This window comes from Acetobacter aceti (genome assembly GCF_002005445.1).
Taxonomy (GTDB): domain Bacteria; phylum Pseudomonadota; class Alphaproteobacteria; order Acetobacterales; family Acetobacteraceae; genus Acetobacter; species Acetobacter aceti_B.
Genome location: NZ_CP014692.1, coordinates 108,966 through 128,400 on the forward strand (window position 1 = coordinate 108,966; position 19,435 = coordinate 128,400).

14 protein-coding genes are annotated in these 19,435 nt (G+C 57.9%); all 14 read left to right on the top strand.

The annotated features are described in order from the left end of the window. The first annotated feature begins 3 nt into the window (after nt 1-3). The 14 genes from A0U92_RS00485 (at nt 4) to tssG (ending at nt 19,211) form a co-directional block, all read left to right on the top strand. Nucleotides 4-3,987 (top strand): bifunctional nitrate reductase/sulfite reductase flavoprotein subunit alpha, encoded by a 3,984-nt coding sequence (locus tag A0U92_RS00485; protein ID WP_077814169.1) that lies wholly within the window; start codon nt 4-6, stop codon nt 3,985-3,987. Beyond that, nucleotides 3,987-4,595 (top strand): ANTAR domain-containing response regulator, encoded by a 609-nt coding sequence (locus A0U92_RS00490; protein ID WP_077811517.1) that lies wholly within the window; start codon nt 3,987-3,989, stop codon nt 4,593-4,595. Before A0U92_RS00485 ends, A0U92_RS00490 begins: the two co-directional genes overlap by 1 nt. After that, entirely contained in the window at nt 4,592-5,590 is a 999-nt protein-coding gene (locus tag A0U92_RS00495) for an ABC transporter substrate-binding protein (RefSeq protein WP_408736093.1), read from the top strand. The genes A0U92_RS00490 and A0U92_RS00495 overlap by 4 nt, the downstream gene beginning before the upstream one ends. Beyond that, nucleotides 5,574-6,077: a nitrate reductase associated protein gene (locus tag A0U92_RS00500; RefSeq protein ID WP_236748208.1), complete on the top strand. Its 504-nt coding sequence runs from the start codon at nt 5,574-5,576 to the stop codon at nt 6,075-6,077. The genes A0U92_RS00495 and A0U92_RS00500 overlap by 17 nt, the downstream gene beginning before the upstream one ends. Nucleotides 6,078-6,622: 545 nt before the next feature. Continuing rightward, nucleotides 6,623-7,753, top strand: coding sequence for a type VI secretion system protein TssA (tssA, locus tag A0U92_RS00505; protein WP_077811520.1), 1,131 nt, complete (start codon nt 6,623-6,625; stop codon nt 7,751-7,753). An 83-nt stretch (nt 7,754-7,836) separates the two neighbouring features. Then, nucleotides 7,837-10,491, top strand: coding sequence for a type VI secretion system ATPase TssH (tssH, locus tag A0U92_RS00510; RefSeq protein WP_077811521.1), 2,655 nt, complete (start codon nt 7,837-7,839; stop codon nt 10,489-10,491). Nucleotides 10,492-10,516: 25 nt separating this feature from the next. Then, complete coding sequence (locus A0U92_RS00515) at nt 10,517-10,996, top strand: Hcp family type VI secretion system effector (RefSeq protein ID WP_077811522.1); 480 nt, start codon at nt 10,517-10,519, stop codon at nt 10,994-10,996. A gap of 193 nt (nt 10,997-11,189) precedes the next feature. Then, nucleotides 11,190-11,696, top strand: coding sequence for a type VI secretion system contractile sheath small subunit (gene tssB / locus A0U92_RS00520; RefSeq protein ID WP_077811523.1), 507 nt, complete (start codon nt 11,190-11,192; stop codon nt 11,694-11,696). Nucleotides 11,697-11,699: 3 nt separating this feature from the next. After that, nucleotides 11,700-13,196, top strand: coding sequence for a type VI secretion system contractile sheath large subunit (gene tssC, locus A0U92_RS00525; protein ID WP_077811524.1), 1,497 nt, complete (start codon nt 11,700-11,702; stop codon nt 13,194-13,196). A gap of 24 nt (nt 13,197-13,220) precedes the next feature. Continuing rightward, a complete protein-coding gene (tssC, locus tag A0U92_RS00530) occupies nt 13,221-14,729 on the top strand; it encodes a type VI secretion system contractile sheath large subunit (RefSeq protein WP_077811525.1) in 1,509 nt (502 codons plus the stop codon). Between the two features lie 43 nt (nt 14,730-14,772). Further along, on the top strand, nt 14,773-15,591 hold the full coding sequence (locus A0U92_RS00535; protein ID WP_077811526.1) for a type VI secretion system accessory protein TagJ: 819 nt from the start codon (nt 14,773-14,775) through the stop codon (nt 15,589-15,591). Next, nucleotides 15,588-16,118: a type VI secretion system baseplate subunit TssE gene (gene tssE, locus A0U92_RS00540; RefSeq protein WP_077811527.1), complete on the top strand. Its 531-nt coding sequence runs from the start codon at nt 15,588-15,590 to the stop codon at nt 16,116-16,118. Before A0U92_RS00535 ends, tssE begins: the two co-directional genes overlap by 4 nt. Nucleotides 16,119-16,122: 4 nt before the next feature. Then, the gene (gene tssF, locus A0U92_RS00545) at nt 16,123-17,955 is read left to right on the top strand and encodes a type VI secretion system baseplate subunit TssF (RefSeq protein WP_077811528.1); all 1,833 of its coding nucleotides are present in this window, start codon (nt 16,123-16,125) and stop codon (nt 17,953-17,955) included. Continuing rightward, complete coding sequence (gene tssG / locus A0U92_RS00550; protein WP_077811529.1) at nt 17,952-19,211, top strand: type VI secretion system baseplate subunit TssG; 1,260 nt, start codon at nt 17,952-17,954, stop codon at nt 19,209-19,211. The genes tssF and tssG overlap by 4 nt, the downstream gene beginning before the upstream one ends. Nucleotides 19,212-19,435 lie beyond the last annotated feature (224 nt).

The following is a 19,435-nucleotide window of genomic DNA, read 5'->3' on the forward strand; positions in this document are numbered from 1 at the left end:
GCGATGGCGAAGGAAGAGATCCGCACTGTCTGCCCTTACTGCGGGGTCGGATGTGGAGTCATCCTGGAGGTCAGGGAAGGACGCATTGCAAAAGTGCGTGGTGATACCGCGCATCCTGCGAATGGCGGCCGTCTGTGCACCAAGGGAAGCTCCTGCGACAAGCCTCTTTCTTCCGAGCACCGTCTGAAGCAGGCCGCCCTCCGCTCTGAACGCGGTTCGGAGGCCGTGCCTGTTCCCATGCAGCAGGCCATCGAGGCTACGGCAGGCAGATTGCGGGCAATTCTTGATGAGCATGGTCCGGATGCGCTCTCTTTTTACGTCTCCGGCCAGATGTCGCTGGAGGCGCAGTATCTCATCAACAAGCTGGCCAAGGGGTTTGTCCGCAGCCAGCATATCGAGTCCAACTCGCGGCTGTGCATGGCAGCCGCCGGAACCGGATACAAATTCTCGCTCGGCTCTGACGCGCCCCCCGGCAGTTACGAGGATTTCGACTGCACGGACCTGTTCTTTGTCATCGGCGCGAATATGGCCGACTGTCATCCGATCCTGTTTCTGCGCCTGATGGATCGCAAGCGGGCGGGGGCAAAGCTGATCGTCGTCGATCCACGACGGACTGCGACGGCGGAAAAGGCTGATCTGTATCTCCCCATCCGTCCCGGCACCGATCTGGCTCTGCTCAATGGAATTCTGCATCTTCTGGTAAAAAACGACGCGATAGACAGGGAGTTTATTGCGCGGGCGACTGCGGGCTGGGACGCCATGGAGCCGTTCCTCGCCGATTATGCGCCAGAAATGGTGGCCGAGATTACCGGGCTTGCGGTGGAGGACATTCTCACCGCCGCGCGCTGGATCGCGGAAGCGGGCGAGTGGATGAGCCTGTGGACGATGGGGCTGAACCAGAGTGTGACGGGCACATGGAACACCAACGCGCTGTGCAACCTGCATCTCGCCACGGGGGCCATCTGCCGCTCCGGGAGCGGTCCGTTCTCGCTGACTGGACAGCCCAACGCGATGGGGGGGCGCGAGATGGGCTATATGGGGCCGGGTCTGCCGGGACAACGCAGCGCGCTTGTCGCCGCCGATCGCGCTTTTACCGAAGAGCAGTGGTCGTTGCCGCCCGGTGCTCTGCGGGATGCCGGGGGAAACGGCGCTATCGCCATGTTCGAGGCGATGGAGCGCGGTGAGATCAGGGCCTGCTGGGTGATCTGCACCAATCCGGTCGCTACTGTCGCCAATCGCGGTCACGTCGTGCGGGCGCTGGAGGCTGCGGAGTGCGTGATCGTGCAGGATGCGTTCGCGGACAGCGAGACGACGGGGTTCGCGGACATTCTGTTGCCGGGCGCCTTGTGGGCCGAAGCGGACGGGGTGCAGGTCAATTCCGATCGCACCATGACGCTTGCCCGTCAGGCTGTTGCGCCGCCGGGCGAAGCGCTGGCCGATTGGGACATCATCGCCCGGGTGGCGCGGGCCATGGGGTTCGAAAAGGATTTCGCCTTCACCTCCGCTGCCGATGTGTTTGAGGAAGCCAGCCGCTTCACCAATCCGAAAACCGGTTACGATATTGCGGGTGTGACCCATGCGCGGCTGAGGGAAAACCCTGTGCAGTGGCCCGCTCCGGTGGGGGACACGGAACTCCGCCACCCGATCCGCTATCTGCGTCCGGACGGCAGCGGACCCGTTTTCGCGACACCCGATGGCAGAGGGGTTTTCTGGCCGCGTCCGTGGATGCGGCCGGAGGAGTGGCCGGACGAGAATTTTCCTTTCGTGCTCAATAGCGGGCGTTTGCAGCATCAGTGGCATACGCTGACCAAGACGGGCCGGGTGGACAGTCTGAACCGCCTCAATCCGGGACCATTTGTGGAAATCGGACCGGAGGACGCAGCGGCGCTGGGCGTCGCGCAGGATGATCGTGTACGGATCACCTCGCGGCGTGGCCAGATTGTGCTGCCGGTGCAGGTTTCCTCCCGCGTGCGGGGTGGGACGTGTTTCGCGCCCTTTCACTGGAATGACCGGTTCGGTGAGGATCTCGCGGTCAACATCGTCACGCCCGACGCCGTTGATCCTGTCTCGCTGCAACCCGGCTTCAAGCTCTGCGCGGTGACGCTGGAACGCGTGGAAAAACCGGCGTGTCCGGACGCCGACAGTCCGGAAGTACTCAATGGAGGATATCAGACCATGGCCCTGCGTTCCCTTGCCAGCCAGATCGGTCTGGAACATCCGGCCTCCTCTGTCGCCGCGTCCCTGCCCGACGAAGGAAAGGCGTGGCTCAGCGGTTTCCTTGACGGTCTGGAGCTTTCTCCGCCCACACACGGCGAACTGCCGGTTTTGCCAGCCTCGGCACCGCTTCCGCCACAGGTGCGCAACCGTATCGGCGGTCTGCTGGCGGGTCTTTACAGTCGTGTTCGTCCGGAAGCCATGACTGAAGCCGCTTTGGGGAAGGAGATGCTCCCGGTTGCGCCGGGTGTCACGGTGTGGTGGGCGTCACAGACCGGACGGGCGGAAGATCTGTCCGGCACGGTCGTCACATGGCTACGGGAGGCGGGGCATGAGGCGCAGGCCAGATGTCTTTCGGATATTGGTCCGGATATAACATTGTCCGGGAAAGCCGTTTTCGTTGTCTCGACTTTTGGTGACGGTGATCCTCCGGACTGCGCTGCGCCCTTCTGGGACAGGCTGAGGGAGCGGGAGACGCCCATCAGCGATTTTTCTTTTGCTGTCCTGGCGCTCGGTGATTCGTCCTATGCGAATTTCTGCGGTTTCGGACGCGCTCTGGATGGACGACTTCGCGAACTGGGTGCGACCCCGTTTCTGGAGCGCGTTGATTGCGAGCCCGATTTTGACGATGAGGTCGAAGTCTGGCGTGGCGCCGCGCTGACGGCTCTGGGGCAGTCAAAAATCACATCCGTGCCTGCTGTGCCCGTCGTTGTGGAGGCGCCGCCTTCCGCCGCGTCCGGCACACGTGATGCGCCGGTCATGGCGCGGCTGAGCATCAATCAGCGCCTCTGTTCGCCGGGCTGTGAGAGGGACACGCGACGGATCGGTCTTGATCTTGGCGCGACCGGACTGAACTGGGAGCCGGGCGATGCGCTTGGCGTGTGGCCATGCAATCCCGAGGCGGCTGTGCAAACAGTTCTCCGTGCGCTTCAGCTTCCAGAGGATGTTCCCGTCGTTCTGCGCGGGTATGGTGCGGTGGGACTGAGAGAGGCGCTTGTGCGACATCTCGATCTGTCCAGACCGAACAAGGCCATGCTGGAGGCGCTCGGGGGCTGCGAGGCGGGATTTCTTCCTGATCTGCTGAAGGACGTCTCGCTTCAGGTAACGGTGCAGGACGTGCCTGGCCTGTTCCGCCGCATGCAGCCACGCCTTTACTCCATCGCCTCTTCGCCACGCGTTTCGGGGCGCGTCGTGGAACTCACTGTCGGTATCAATGTTTCACCATGGCCGGGCGTGTGTTCGAACTGGCTTGCCGAATTGGAAGCAGGCGCGACTGTGCCGGTGTTTACTCAGCCCACCACACATTTCCGACTTCCGAAAGATGATGACGCAAGTGTAATCATGATCGGGCCGGGGACAGGGATCGCGCCCTTCAGAGGCTTTCTGCAGGAGCGTGCGGCCCGGAAGTCATCTGGCAGAAACTGGCTTTTCTTTGGAGAGCGTCATGCGGAAGAAAGTTTCTACTATCGTGATGAAATAGACGCTTTTCTGAAGGAAGGACAGTTGACCCGTCTGGACACGGCGTTCTCCCGTGATCAGCCGGAGCGGATTTATGTGCAGGGGCGGATGGAGCAGGCTGGGGCGGAAATGTGGAACTGGCTGCGTGAAGGGGCATCGATATACGTCTGTGGAGATGCGGCCCGCATGGCCCGGGATGTGGACGCAGCCTTGCGGAGAATCGTGGCGCGTCATGGCAATCTGTCTTCTGGCGACGCCGATGCTTTCGTTGCCAATCTGACGCGCGAAGGGCGCTACCTGCGTGATGTTTACTGATGAATGATGCGTCCCCGTCCCGTGCGCCGCTGAAGGTTCTGGTTGCGGACGCCAACCCCAAGCGTGGACATGCCCTGTCGCAAACCCTGCGTGCGGACACGTCTCTTGAAGTTCTGAGTGTTCCTTCCGGAATGGCCTTGATTGACGCGGTGCAGTTACATAGACCGGATGTCGTTCTGGTCGATATGGAAAGAGCGGATCGTGACGCCCTGGACAGTATTCGGGCTTTGTCGCGCTCGGCGCTGGAACGGCCCATCGCCCTGTTTGTGGATGAGGATGACATCGAACTGATGGAGATGGCGTTTGATACAGGCATCTGCTCCTATAATGTGCTGGAGGCGCTGCCTCAGGACGTCAAGCCTCTCCTGCGTTCGGCCATTGCGCTTTATGACCGTTTCCGTCGCGCGCGTGATGAACTGGCGGAAGCCCAGCGCGCGCTTGCGGAGCGCCGGTTAATCGAACAGGCGAAAAGATGTTTCATGAAAAATGAGAAAACCAGCGAGGCTCAGGCCTATCGGTGGCTGCAGCGCCGGGCCATGCAGACATCGCGCAGGCTTGCGGCCGTCGCGCAGGATTATCTCGCAGCGCAGAAAAAGGATGACGCATGATGGCCGCACCGATCCGCATAGGCGTGCTGAAACTGGCTGACAGCGCTCCGGTTATCATGAGCCGTCAGAAAGGTGTTTTTGCCCGTCATGGTCTGGAAGCGGAGATTGTCGTCTCGCCATCATGGGCCAATATCGCCGATGGCCTCGCGTGGAATCATCTGGATGCCGCGGTTCTTTTCGCGCCTCTCGCCCTGATGACGATGCTCGGACGCCGTGGGCACGATACGGCGCTCCATCCTCTGGGCAGGATCAGCCGCGGGGGCAACACGATCATGTTTCGGGGCGCCAATCCCGCTGAAGGAGTCTGGCAGTCAGGCACGGAGGGACGGCGGATGTTTGACGTCTGGCAGGCTTCCATCGGGAGAAAGCCACGTATCGCTGTCGTTCACATCTATTCCACGCATATTCTGATTCTGAGACGCTTTCTGAAGATGATCGATGTTGACATGGATCGGGAGATTGAGATTCTGGTTATGCCTCCCACTGATATGATCAGTGCTTTTTCAAAGAAAGAAATTGAGGGGTGCTGTGTCGGCGCGCCGTGGGGCATGGAGGCGGAACGTATCGGGCTGGCTTTCTGTGTAGGTGGCTCTTCTACGGTTCTTCCAGAGCATATTGAAAAGATGCTTGTGGTTTCAGATGCCCTGTTTAACCGCACAGATATCGCGCAGCGCATGTTTTCCGCCATGCAGGAGAGTCTGCTTTTCTGTGCGGCGCCTGAACATAGGGAGGAGATCACGGAAGCCTTGTCTCTTCCAGTGTCGGAAGGCGGCCTGTCGCTGCCTCCAGAGGCGACGTTTCGTATTCTTCCTGGCGGATCGGCGCAGGAGACTCTTGGCTTTGCTTCAGGAAGGGTTCAATTCAGGGATATCGAGTGGGTCATGAACGACATGACAGCGCTCGGGTGGCTGGGGCGTGACGAATGCAGGAAGCTTGCGTTCTGGGCAGATCCTCCCGAAGCCAGTCCAGCCCATCTTCGTGCGCCTTCTTTGTAAAATGAGAATTCGTATGCGTGACAATCATCTTTTCATCTTTGAAATGGACTTTGCCGATACATTGCGGTGTATCCCGATGGTTGTGCGTATGAAACTCGATTTGTGTGGAGTGAAGCTCAGTCTTCGGCAATGGAGCCATTTCACGGTCGCGGAACGAAATGGCCTGATAAAACATCCTGTTGAATCATTGAATGAACGGGCAGCCTATCGTGCCCGGCTTCTGCAACTGATCAGGATGCAGGCTGGAGAAGAGCCGAAATTTCTACCGGTTGTGAATTCAGGCGTATGGCAGAAATCCGATACTGTTCCGGATATCATTCTGGAAACAGCGAGATTGTTCGGAGAGCAGGAACCTACCCCGGATCAATGGTGCAGTCTTTCTCCTCTACAACGGTTTGCTCTCATTAAACTGACGCGCCCTGGACACGACAACCTGAATTTTGTTCCGGCAATGCGGGAGTTTTTTAACACCGGTTTGAGGCAATAAGGATGGCGGGTTATTCAGGTTCGGGATTTTATTAATTGATAATGGATCTTTCGAGATCTTGTCGATATCTCCATAAGGCGTGAGAGACACGCCATTTCCTGAAGTCGCGCCCGAAATTACACAGGCAGTGATGAAACCAGTAAAGCGCATGTTCAACTGGTTTTTGTGCACCATGGAAGTGTTTGACTGTCGCCCGTCTGATTGTGCGATTTACTCTTTCAATCTGACGATTGCTCCAGCCTGTCCGGAGGCGTGATCCGGCAAAGTTTCTCGCCAGTTGCATGGCTCTTCCCTCTACGCCGCTTTTACTCGTAATTACTGGCGTTCGGTATTGCCGGAACGACAAAACCGGCACGAAAGTGGTGGTGCGGCGGCTGGAGATGCTCCAGCTTAACTGACGACATGCTCCCCGAGTAAAGTTTACGGGCGCGCTGCCCGATCTGATCATGCGTTTTACACATCCGTAGGGGAAGTATAAAACAGCAAAATATAACCCGGCGGAGAGTTGCCGGTTTTCTATTGCTGTACCCGGGACCCGTTGCCAGATGATCAGTGATGCGGACAATCTTCTGACGTTAATTCTCAGCCCGATAGCGGGAGGTCTCTCTCAGGGCACGGACCCGCGACTCAACGTGTCTCCGGCCTCTCCTTATTTTCAGCTCCGGGATGCCCGTTCTGACGCCCGTGCGGCGGAGAGGCGTGGCGAATATGAGGACAGTGAAAATTCTGAAGCGCTCCGGCACTGGGGGCGGGTGAAGGATTTTGCCGTTCAGATCCTGCACACTGTCGGGAAGGATGTGGAAGTTGCAGCGTGGCTGACTGAAGCGATGGTCCGTCTTGCTGGTCTCGATGGTCTGGCTGTAAGTATTGAAGCGACATATGGACTTTTTACGGCTTTCTGGCCGGATTTCTATCCTTCGACGGATGAGGACGGCGTAGAAGCCCGTTTCTCCGCCCTCGCCGGTCTGAACGGGATCAGTTCAGATGGCACCCTGATCCAGGCATTGCGGAAACTGGAGCTGTATCGTCGGGCGGACGGCACGCCATTTCTTTTCTGGCAGTACGAGCAGTCCGAGGAAGTGGAGGGAATCGGTGACACCGTCCGCAAAAAGCAGCGTCTTGATGCTGGGGTGGTGCCGTTTCCGGAACTGGAGAGCGATGCGGCCCGTTTCGGACAGGTGTCGCTGGCGGAGGTATATCGCAGCAGTCAACGGGCATTGAAGCACTGGAAGGCGCTTGATGCGATCATGACGGAGCGTCTGGGTGTGGATGCGCCTCCCACAGCCCGTGTGACGGCTCTGCTGGAAAAACTGTCCAGAATTGCTGCCCGCTATGTAACGGCAGCTTCGGAAAAGGGTGCATCAGAATCGACAGGGGAAACGGCAATGACAGAGGAGATTGTGGAAGCAGGGATTGCGTCTGAAACCCGCTCCATGAACGTCAGAACCTCAGAACAGGCAGAGCCAACACGGGAGGAGATGCTCCAGAACCTGATTACTGTTGCGAAGTATTTTGAAAAACACGAGCCGCAATCTCCGCTCGCGGAGACATTGTATGAGGCGGTACGCCGCGCGCGACTTTCCTGGAACGATCTGCTGTCAGAGCTGGTGGATGATCCGGCTGCAAGAACCGCAATTCTCTCGCGTCTCGGGATTACTGTCGCTCCGCCCGCATAGGCGGAAAAATAAAGCCTTGTATAGGACTTGAGACAGGTTGCCTTTTCTTGTCAAAAGAACAGGCAACGAGAAAAGAGAAACGCATGAGGCCGATTGATCTGTCCAGTCTTGTCCGGCGACTGAGCGACCTGTCCCGTCGACAGCTTGAAGGCGCCGCAGGAATGGCGCTGTCTCGCACGCAGTATGACGTGGAGGCGGAGCACTGGTTTCTGTTTCTGTTGCGGGAAAAACAGAGCGATCTGGCCTGCATCCTGGAGGGACTGGAGATTGATCCGGTCGTGCTGGACGTACGGCTGGAAAAGGCCATCAATGGCCTGAAAACAGGCAATGGCCGCACGCCGTCCCTGTCGCCGGAGATCGTGCGTCTGATGAAAACCGCGTGGCTGGCGGCTTCAGTCGAGCGCGGGGCTGTGACGATCCGGTCAGTGGATCTTCTGGTCGCACTGGCTACAGACACGGACAGCGGCTCCGGACTGCGCAAAACTCTGGCCCCGCTGATCGAGGCTCTGGCGCGATGCAGTGAGGCGGACCTGCTGGGCTACTGTCAGAACAGCGCGGAGGCGACCTCTCCGGCCTCCGCACAGCGTGTGGAGGAAGCAACTGAAGCAGACGATGCACCGCGCGACAGACGCTTCGGGGCAGCCCTTACCCGGTATGCGCAGGATCTGGTGACGCTGGCGGAAGCCGGAAAGATTGATCCTATTCTTGGGCGCGATACGGAAATCCGGCAGGTTGCCGATATTCTCCTGCGCCGCAGACAGAATAATCCGATCCTGGTGGGTGAGGCCGGTGTTGGAAAAACGGCTGTCGTGGAAGGGCTGGCGTTACGGCTGGCTGCTGGCGATGTGCCGCCGGCCTTGAAAAATGCACGGATTTTCACGCTTGATCTGGGGCTGTTGCAGGCAGGAGCCGGTGTGAAAGGCGAGTTTGAAAACCGCCTCAAGGATGTCATCGCCGACGTTGATTCGGCTCCGGTTCCTGTCATCCTTTTCATCGATGAGGCCCATACCCTGATTGGAGCGGGTGGTGGTGGCGGATCGGCGGATGCGGCCAATCTGCTCAAGCCGGTTCTGGCGCGCGGGAGCCTGCGGGTGATCGCGGCGACAACGTGGGCGGAGTACAAGAAGTATTTTGAAAAAGACGCGGCTCTGACAAGGCGGTTTCAGCCGGTCAATGTGGCCGAGCCGGATGTTCCGACGGCGACGGCCATGCTGCGGGGGCTGACTGAGACGCTGCGCAAACATCATGGTGTGCTGATCATGGAAGACGCGGTGGAGGCCGCCGTCAGCCTGTCCGCGCGGTATGTCGCGGGACGACAGCTTCCGGACAAGGCGGTCAGTCTGCTGGATACGGCCTGTGCCCGCGTTGCGATGAGTCAGAATGCGGTTCCGGCTCCGCTGGAGGATGCGGAGCGGCGGCTGGTTGTTCTGGACACGGAAATAAAGGCTCTTGAGCAGGAGGCGGTTTTCGGAAATGCGGAGCACAGGATCCGCCTTGAAGCGCTGACGGCAGAGCGTGTGTCTGTGGAAAACCGGAAAGCTGCGCTGGAAGACAGGGCAGGGCAGGAGCAGGCGCTGGTTGCTGAGCTGGAAGATCTCTGGGGGCGAATGTCGGATGCGGATGACGCCGCGAAATCTGTGCTTGCAGAGGAATACCGGGGTGTTTTTGGTCGGTTGAAAGAGATCCAGGGCGAGCAGCCGATGATCTTCCCGATGGTGGATCAGGCGGCTGTTGCGGCTGTGGTGTCCGACTGGACCGGGATTCCTCTTGGACGGATGAAGTCGGATCAACTTGAGATTGTGCTGAATCTTGAGGGGATCATGCAACAGCGCATCATCGGGCAGGATCATGCCCTGCGGGCTATCCAGCAGGCCGTGCAGACCTCGCGGGCCGGACTGAATGATCCGCGCAAGCCGGTCGGTGTCTTTCTGATGGTGGGCACGTCTGGCGTCGGCAAGACGGAAACTGCCTTGGCTCTGGCGGATCTGCTGTATGGGGGAGAGCAGAGCCTGACGGTCATCAACATGTCCGAATTCAAGGAAGAGCATAAAGTCAGTCTGCTGATGGGCAGTCCTCCCGGCTATGTCGGGTATGGGGAGGGTGGCATCCTTACGGAGGCCGTGCGTCGGAAACCCTACTCGGTGCTGCTTCTGGACGAGATGGAAAAAGCGCATCCAGGTGTTCAGGAAGTCTTTTTTCAGGTGTTCGACAAAGGTCACATGAAGGACGGGGAGGGGCGGGATATTGATTTCCGTAACACGTTGATCGTGATGACCTCGAACGCCGGAACGGATCTGATCGCCAGCCTGTATGCGGACCCGGACACAGCGCCGCCGCAGGAAACGATCGACAGGCTTGTTTATGAAGATCTTTTGAAATCATTCAAACCGGCTTTTCTGGGGCGCACAAAAGTTGTGACCTATATGCCGTTGGGAAAGGAAATACTTCTGAAGATTATCGATCTTCAGCTTGAGCGTGTTCGGGAGCGTGTGAAGAAGCAGTTCGGGGTCAATCTGAGCATCGCTGAATCGGTCCGCACGATGCTTGTGGAACGCTGCGAAGAAGGAAGCGCGGGAGCGCGGGCGCTGGAAGGAGTGATCTCCAATACTCTGCTTCCGGAGGTATCAAAGGTGCTTTTAAAAGGAATGATTTTGGAAAATAAAAAAAATATTCCAAAAAACAAAGAACTTCTCATTGACTTGGATGGGGTTTCTTTGCTTGTAACAACGAAGCATTAACTAATTTAAGTAGGAGACTATCAACGTGGCAATTTATCTGAAGATGGATGGCGTAACCGGCTCTGTAACCGAGACAAAGCATACGGGTTGGGTTGAGTTGACAGGTTTCCAGTGGGGAGTGGGCCGTGGCCTTTCCAGCCGTGTCGGTTCCGCTGCTGATCGTGAATCCACGGCGCCGAGTGTTGGTGAAGTGATTGTCACGAAAAACAATGATGCTTCGACAGGAGATCTGATGAGCGAGGCCCTGTCCGGCCACGGCGAGAAGACGGTGAAGATCGACTTCGTCCGTACGAACAAGGATCAGCAGATCACCTATCTGTCTCTGGAGCTCGACCACGTCATTATCAGCTCCTATTCCCACTCTTCCAGTGGTGAACGTCCGGTTGAGACGCTGGCCCTGAACTTCAACAAGGTGACCGTGACGACCTCCCAGATGGATGCGGACGGTTCTGCGGGCGGCAACAAGATCACCACCTACGATCTGGCGACCGCAACAGCTTCCTGATCCCGTTTAAAACGGGTCGGAATATCCATTATGGTGTGGCCGGACAGAATAATTACATTCTGTCCGGCCTTTTTATACGCGGATGTCACTGAATCTGTTCCTGCCATGGCCAGTATTTGGCTGTTGTGCAGGGTGAGCGTAAGGTGCAAGAGTTCCTGTTCTGATTCAGGCATATTATCCGGGGAGAGTCGGCATGAGCGGCAGTATACACGAAAAGCTGAAGCGGGTCCGTAAGCCACGTGTCCACATCACGTACGATGTGGAAACGGAAGGGGCCGAGGTCGTGCGGGAGCTGCCGTTCGTCGTGGGTGTGATGGGGGATTTCTCCGGCGATCCCCGCCGGCCACTCCGACCGTTGGCGGAACGCAAGTTCGTCCAGATTGATCGCGATAATTTCGATGAAGTCATGGCGCGGCTTGCGCCCGGACTCGAACTGGCTGTTCCCAATACTCTGGCCGGAGACGGGTCGGAGATGGTTGTTGGACTGAAGTTTGATTCCATGGAGGACTTCGAGCCCGCCAGGGTTATCGATCAGGTTCCCGCTCTGAAAGCGCTTCTGGAGACGCGAAACAAGCTTCGTGATCTGATGAGCAAGGCTGACCGGTCTGAGGAACTCGAGGAGCTTCTGGAGAATATCCTGAAGCACGATACGGAAATGACCCGTGTTGCAGAAGAACTTTCCACAAAGAAAGAGGACTGAACGATGTCGGGATCCGGTACAAAATCCTCCGCTCCAACGTCTGCCAGTGCGGAAACTGCCTCCTCGTCCGTTCTGAATCAGGTGATCTCTGCGACCCGGCAGACGGAACCGGATCGCGCCGAGGATCTGGTCCGGGCTCTGGTGGAACAGGCGTCCGCAGGGGTGGTGAAGTTCGACCGCAATCTCAACCAGACCATTGAGCGTGCGATTACCCAGATTGATCAGAAACTGTCCGAGCAGCTCAACGCGATCATCCATCATGAGCGTTTTCTGAAGCTCGAGGGAAGCTGGCGTGGTCTGCAGTATCTGGTGAGCAACACCGAGACCAGTGCGAACCTCAAGCTGCGGATGCTCAATGTATCCAAGCGTGAACTGAACCGTGATCTCACCCGCGCGACCGAATTTGATCAGTCCGTGCTGTTCCGCAAGATTTACGAAAGTGAATTCGGTACGCCGGGCGGTGAGCCGTACGGAGCGCTGGTGGGTGATTATGAATGGTCCAATCACCCGGACGATATTGAGACGCTGCGGCAGATTTCCTCTGTAGGCGCTGCTGCCTTCGCACCATTCGTCTCGGGCGTCAGCCCGGACATGTTCGGTTTTGACGACTGGTCAGAACTCAGCAAACCTCGTGATCTGGACAAGATTTTTGAGGGTGTGGAATATCAGAAATGGCGCGGGTTCCGTGACAGTGAGGACAGCCGTTTCGTCAGCCTCGTCATGCCGCGCGTGATGGCGCGTCTGCCATACGGCAACGCGACGCAGCCAGTCAGGGAATTTGACTATGAGGAAGCGCCGCTGGATCGGGATGGTCGTCCGTCAGCCATGCAGCATGATAATTATTGCTGGATGAACGCGGCTTTTGTCATGGGCGCACGTCTGACGGATGCTTTTGCACGCACCGGTTTCTGCACCACTATCCGTGGTGCAGAGGGCGGTGGCAAGGTGGACAACCTGCCGACCTACACCTTCATGTCTGACGATGGTGATGCGGATACGAAATGTCCGACGGAAATCGGCATTACGGACCGTCGTGAATTCGAGCTTTCAAAGCTCGGTTTTCTTCCTTTGTGTCATTACAAGAATCATGACTACGCGGTGTTCTTCGGGGCGCAGACAGCACACAAGCCAAAGGACTATGATCGTCCCGAGGCGACAGCGAACGCGAAGATTTCTGCCCGCCTTCCCTATATCATGGCAACGGGACGATTCGCGCATTACCTCAAGGTGATGGCGCGCGATAAGGTTGGTTCTTTTGCTGAAGCAGAAGATTGCGAAAGCTGGCTGAACCGCTGGATCGGAAATTACGTCAACACCAAAGAAAATCCGGGAGCCGAGAACAAGGCGCGTTACCCGCTTCGTGACGCCCGGATTGAGGTTCGTGAAATTCCGGGAAGCCCGGGGGCATATAACGCCGTCGCTTATCTGCGCCCATGGCTGCAGATGGAAGAACTGACCACGAGCATGCGTCTGGTGGCCCGCGTTCCGAAGAAAAGCTGATATCTCTTTCGGATTGATATAGGAATGTCGTCCTCTTCTGCCCTGCGTGAAACGGTCCTTTCCGGCCGTTTCACTGTTCAGGCCACGGAAGTGGACGCGTTCGCATCCTTTCTGTCTTCATCCGATCTCTCTGCCCTGATGGGCTGGTTTGGTGTGGAAACACTGAAAGAGATTTCCAGAGATCCCGACTGTATCAGGGATAGGCTCGATCAGGACATCGCCCTGATTGACCGGATGCTGTCCAGGCAGATGGATAACATCCTGCATCAACCGGCTTTTCAGAAACTCGAAGGTTCCTGGCGCGGTCTGCACTGGCTGGTGGGTGGACTGTCTCCGGAAGCGAGAGTTTTCGTCCGCGTTCTTTCAGTCAGGTGGGCTGAAATCTGCCGGGATTTTCAGAAATCTTCAGATTTTGATACAAGCGCCCTGTTTCATCTGATTTACGAAAACGAGTTTGGTCAGGCGGGCGGAGAGCCGTTCGGACTGATGGTCGTGGACCATGAGTTCCGTCATGTGCCGGAAGCCCGCAGGCCCGGCGCGGCTCCTGCCGTAGATGACATCGCTGCTTTGACCAGCCTTGCCGGTGTCGCGGCGGCGGCGTTCTGTCCGATGGTGATCGGCGTGTCGCCTGTGCTGTTCGGTGTGGAACGCTTCAGTGATCTGGCCACGGTTGTTGATCCGGTAGCCTCACTGAAAGATGCGGACAAACGACGTTGGCAGATGTTGCGTCGCCAGACAGATGCGCGGTTCCTGTGCGCCTGCCTGCCTCGTATTCCCGGGCGGCTGCCATGGGGACATGATCCAGCGCGGAGTGACGGATTTTTTTACCGTGAACGGGCTTCATCGGTTCAGGATCGGGTCTGGACGTCTGCGGGTTACGCATTCGCTTCAGTAGTGATCAGGGCGCAGATCAATTATGGCTGGCCCGCCGATATCCGGGGTGTACCGCCCGGAAAGGTCGGGGGCGGTCTTGTGCCCGATCTGATCAGTGAGATTTTCGATACGGACCCGCAGCATGGCTGGTACCGCTCACCACTGGATATTCAACTGACAGAAGAGCAGGAGCGCATGATCAGCGCGGAAGGCTTCATGCCGCTGGTCAGCCTGTCATTCGGGCCTGAAGTCTGTTTCAGCGCCGTCAACAGTATTCAGCAGAGTGCTGAAACAGACGGGACGCCCGTGGCGGCCATCAACCGCCACATGTCCTCCCAGATCAATACCCTGCTCTGTGTGTCGCGTTTTGCACATTATGTGAAAATCATTGGCCGTTCCGTCATTGGCAGTCATGCGACCCCGGAGAATATCGAGCGTCGGTTGCAGTCATGGCTGCTGGAATACACGAATGGCAGCGTGAAAGCCTCGGAAGAGAATCGCGCGCGTTATCCGCTCATGAACAGTAAGGTCACGATTACGGAAAAACCCGGTTATCCCGGGCATTTTTCCTGTGTTATGCATATCCAGCCGCGCTACCAGCTGGATCAGGTCGACCTTGCCTTCAATCTGGCGACTGAGCTTGTCGTCCCGGACGCCTGAATATGTTTGGTAATGTCCTTTTATCCTGCAGGAGCTTTTATCCATGACAGCTGATTCTGCCGCCGCTGTTTCTGAAGCCTTCCGCAAGGGCGAACCGGAACGGGCTGCCGAGCTCGCGGCAGCAGCCGTGCGCGCCGCGCCGACAGACAGCCGCGTGAGGTTCACGTTTTTTGAAATGTTGCTGTTCAGCGCCCAGCTGGAACGGGCCGACAGGGTGCTCGATACGTTGCAGGCGATGGATACGCAGGCGGCTGTCTATGTTGCCGAGTGTCGTCAGTTGCTGCGTGCGGAAATCATCCGGCAGCAATACTGGTCATCCTGCCGCGAACCTGAATTTGTCGGAGAAGCAAGCAAATCCCAGTTGCTCTGCCTCCGTGCACACGCAGAACTGAGAAGCGGCGATGAAACTCTGGCAGCGAAAACAGCTGGTGAGGCCGAGGGGTTCCGGGATACGGTCTCCGGTAAGGCCGGAGCCGAGGTGTTTGCGGATTTCCGGGATGCGGATGATCTCTGCGATGGCTCTCTGGAGATTCTGACGACAACCGGACGCTATTTTCAGATTCCGTTCTCCAGAATTGAGCGCGCCGAGTTTCACGAGGCCAAATGCTATCGGGATCTATACTGGCGACGCTGTGAGCTCAGCGTGCAGGGTGGACCGGACGGCGTGGTCTATGTACCGGTGCTCTATGGTTGCACCGCTGAACTGACTGTGGATTCACCGGAGCGTGGCAAGCTGCTGACAGGGCAGTTGACGGAGTGGACAGAGGGTCCGCTTGTACGCGGAATCGGCCAGAAACTGTTTCTTGCGGGCGAGGAAGGGTTGCCGGTTCTTGATGTCGGGACGCTGATGTTTGGCGCATGAACAGACGTCTGCAACAACGGCAGGGGAGTGTAACGGAACGCGTCACGGGCGGCTCGCAGCCTCTCAGGTTTTCGGTGTTTGATCGTCTGCTGGCTGTGGAAGCAGACAGAACCGGCACGCAGGATGCGCGCGCCGGAATCAGACTGATGCAGAATGCAGTGCTGCGTGATCTCACACGTCTGCTCAATTCCCGCCGTCCGTGGCATGAGCCCGCTCCGGAACAGAAGGATCTCCGCCGTTCGCCTGTGACGTATGGTATTCCGGATTTCACCTCTGGTGAGCTGAGTGAGAAGCAGAATCGGGAATATCTGCGTTCAGCGATTGAGGAAAGTATCGCCCGCTTTGAAACCCGGCTGAAGAATGTCAGTGTGGAGTTGCTGGAGGACAGGGACAGCCAGCACGGCGTCCTGAAACTTCGCATTGACGCCGTGCTGCATGTGGAACCTCTGCGCACGGCGGTCAGATTTGATACAGTCATCAATCTGGCATCTTCCCATGCCGATGTGTTGCTGAACGAGACGCGCTGATCTTATGGAAAACCTTCTTTTCCGCTATTATAATCGCGAACTGACAGCCCTGCGGAAGCTGGCGGGCGAATTCGCGGAGGCCAACCCGAAGGCCGCCGCGCATCTGCGGATCAGTGCGGATACGGTCGATGATCCACATGTGGCGCGGTTGCTGGAAGGCGTGGCGTTTCTGTCCGGGCGCGTGCATCAGCGGCTTGATGAGGAATTTCCCGAACTCACTGACGGGCTGCTGGGAATTCTCTACCCGCACTATAATGCGCCGGTTCCGGCAGCGTCCGTCATTGAAATGGTCTGTCGTCCGGACCGGGACGCCATCGGACTGACCGTGCCCCGTGCGACGGTTGTTGAAACTGATCCCATCGGCGGTAAGCCCTGTCACTTCATGACAACGGCGGAAACCCGTTTGTGGCCTGTACGGATTGCCAGACTGACGCTGTCCGGTCTGCCTCTGGCGGCCCCGTCCAGTCCGCTGGCGCGTGGGGCGCGCTCCGTGCTGCGCATTGTGCTGGAATCCACGAACCCGGAAATCAGCTTTGCGGAAATGGGATTGGAAAAGCTGCGTTTTTTCCTGAAAGGATCTTCAGGGCAGGGTTTCCGGCTTCTGGAACTTCTGGGCCGTCATACACTCGGCGTGGCCTGCGCATCGTCCCCGAATGATCCGGCTCCGACCATTCTGCCGAAAGAGGTTGTTCTTCCCTGCGGGTTTGAGTCTGATGAAGCGTTGCTCCCCTGGATGGCTCGCTCCTTCTCCGGCTTCCGGCTTCTGACGGAATATTTTGCATTTCCTGAGAAGTTTCTGTTTGTGGAACTGGATGGTCTGGATGCCCGGACGCTGGTGCATGATGAACGGAAAATGGAGATTTTCGTTTATTTTGACACGTCTTTTCCGGAGCTGGAGCGCACGATCAGTGCGGATGCTCTTGTGCTGGGCTGTGTGCCGGTGGTCAATCTGTTTCCCCAGCGCTGCGAGCCGGTGACGCTGAGCCACGAAATCACGGAATATCATGTTGCGGCAAGCTTCCGCGATCCGAACCACTATGAGGTCTGGTCTGTGGAGCGTGTGCGCGAAATGGAAGGCGCAGGGGCCGCCCGTACGTGGACGCCACTCTATCATCGCGCACCGCAGGAACTGAGGAATGACGGACGGGAGCACCCCACGTCCTACACTCTGAGCCGCCGTCCGGCCTCTGTGGAACAGGGCGGGACCGAGGTTTATCTCGCGCCGGTTCAGCCAGACCTCGATCCGGAAGGGCCAACCGATCATATCCTGCTGATTGATGCGCTATGCACCAACCGCAATCTTCCCGAACGTTTGCCGTTCGGTGGAGGGGAGCCGGTGCTGCACGTTCCTGCAATGGCTGACCGGCTGGAAAGCGTGGCCTGTATGATGCCATTTGCTTCCACGGTTCGGCCGTCGCTTGCGGGAGAAAGAGCATGGCGACTGATTGCGCATCTGGCGCTGGGCCATATCTCCCTGACCGAGCCTGGTGCCGGTCCACGGATCATTCAGGATCTGCTCACTCTCTATGACTGCCGGAATACGCCGGAGACACAGAAAGCCATCGACAGTCTGGTTGATGTTGTCGCGCAGCCGGGGCATGCGCGCCTGCCGGGGGTGAGGCCGGGCGGGTTTATCCGCGGCACGGAAATCACGCTGGTGTTTGCGTCGGATGGATGGGAGACAGGCGGTCTCTATCTGCTGGCCAGCATTCTTGAGCGGTTCATGGCCCTGCATGTGAGCGTCAATTCCTTTGTCCGTGTCAGCGTGTCTCTTCAGGGCAAACCGGGCTTTATCCTGCGCTTTCCGCGACGCTGCGGAACACGGACGCTCCTGTGAGCGGCAGCGGCTCCAGCCATATCCCCCAGACGGTTCTGGTTACGGAACAGGACGCGGAACCGCAGTTTCGGCCGGGCAGTCTTCCGGTCCCGGAGCAGGGGGGGCGGACTGAGTTACTGCCTGTTGTTCAGGCGCCGTCTGATGAAGAGACGACGCAGTTCCGGTCTTCAGCCGTTCCGCCTTCCGCGGGAGCACTTTCTGCCGGCCCGTCCTCTGCCGACGGTCTGCTGGGACAATTCCTGCGTGACCCGGGGCCGTTCAGTTTCGACGCCGCCATTCTGCTGATGCTTCGGGCGCATGGTGCGAATGGTGCAGGCTCCGCCATCCGGTTTCGGGCTCCGTTGGGAACAGCCTATCCGGCGGCCGATGTGGCCTCGGTCAGTCTGGGTGAACGTGGATTTGTCACCACAGTGACACCGATGGGCCTGACAGGTCCGGCAGGTGTTCTGCCTCTTCATTATTCAGCCGAGCTGGTGTCCGAACACAGGCTTCATTCTTCAGCGCTGAGCGATTTTCTGGAAATGCTGAGCCAGAGGCCTCTCGCGCAGTTCGCGGAGAGTGGCATCAAGTATCGTCTGGCCAGCAGCCACACTCTGCCGGAGCATGTGCCCGCAGCAGATTATGCCCGTACGGTGCGCAAAACCCTTATGGCGCTATCGGGTTTTTACAGTCCTGACATTGCGCCCCTGCTGGGAGTCGATCCTGGAACGGTCAATTTTTACAGTGGCTATTTCTCCACCATGCCGCGGTCGGCCGACCGGCTGAAAGCGCTGCTCTCTGACTGGCTTGGTCTGCCTGTGCGGGTGGAGGAGTTTACGCCGCTCTGGGTTCATATTCCGCCGGATCAGCAGAGTTTTCTGCCTCTCTCGGGACCTGGCGGCTCTTTGGCTGAGAGTTTCAGCCAGTTGGGTGTCGATGCCGCGGCAGGGGCGCGCTATCTCGACTGCCAGTCGCAGTTCACGGTACGGATCGGCCCGGTGGACTGGAAGATGTTTCAGGCGCTCATGCCGTCAGGCGGTCTGTATGGGCCGTTGCTGAAACTGATCCGGACGTTTGTTGGTTCGGAGCTTCAGATCATGCTGCGCCCCGTGTTGAAAAAGGACGCTGTACCGCTTCTGCAACTGCCGACAGAAACACGGGCTTCTTCTCCCCGGCTCGGATGGAGCAGCTGGTTAAGCTGTCAGGCGAAGCGAAAGCACGATGCTGATGAGCCTGTCTTTACAGAACGGCATGTGGATATGGCCGGTAATCATTGATAAGGGCATTTTTGCCGGAGGCGTACGGTAAAAAAAGATTATTAACGAGTACGGGAAAGGTATCTTTATAGCCGTGTAAAGGTCTTGATGACGCCTTTTCGGCCAGCCTTCTGAAGAATACAGTCACTCTTCTTACTTGAAAGTCATAATCTTCTCTATGAGTCTGGAACTGTCTGGACCATAATGTATTAACAAAGAGACGTGTGGGCCGACCTCCTGAAGGA

Bases quoted from the DNA above. Each gene is read 5' to 3' on its own strand.
- A0U92_RS00535 (WP_077811526.1), top strand. From the start codon at position 14,773: ATGACAGCTGATTCTGCCGCCGCTGTTTCTGAAGCCTTCCGCAAGGGC.
- tssH (WP_077811521.1), top strand. From the start codon at position 7,837: ATGAGGCCGATTGATCTGTCCAGTCTTGTCCGGCGACTGAGCGACCTG.
- tssA (WP_077811520.1), top strand. From the start codon at position 6,623: ATGATCAGTGATGCGGACAATCTTCTGACGTTAATTCTCAGCCCGATA.
- A0U92_RS00490 (WP_077811517.1), top strand. From the start codon at position 3,987: ATGAATGATGCGTCCCCGTCCCGTGCGCCGCTGAAGGTTCTGGTTGCG.
- A0U92_RS00495 (WP_408736093.1), top strand. From the start codon at position 4,592: ATGATGGCCGCACCGATCCGCATAGGCGTGCTGAAACTGGCTGACAGC.
- A0U92_RS00485 (WP_077814169.1), top strand. From the start codon at position 4: ATGGCGAAGGAAGAGATCCGCACTGTCTGCCCTTACTGCGGGGTCGGA.
- tssB (WP_077811523.1), top strand. From the start codon at position 11,190: ATGAGCGGCAGTATACACGAAAAGCTGAAGCGGGTCCGTAAGCCACGT.
- tssE (WP_077811527.1), top strand. From the start codon at position 15,588: ATGAACAGACGTCTGCAACAACGGCAGGGGAGTGTAACGGAACGCGTC.
- tssC (WP_077811524.1), top strand. From the start codon at position 11,700: ATGTCGGGATCCGGTACAAAATCCTCCGCTCCAACGTCTGCCAGTGCG.
- tssF (WP_077811528.1), top strand. From the start codon at position 16,123: ATGGAAAACCTTCTTTTCCGCTATTATAATCGCGAACTGACAGCCCTG.
- tssC (WP_077811525.1), top strand. From the start codon at position 13,221: ATGTCGTCCTCTTCTGCCCTGCGTGAAACGGTCCTTTCCGGCCGTTTC.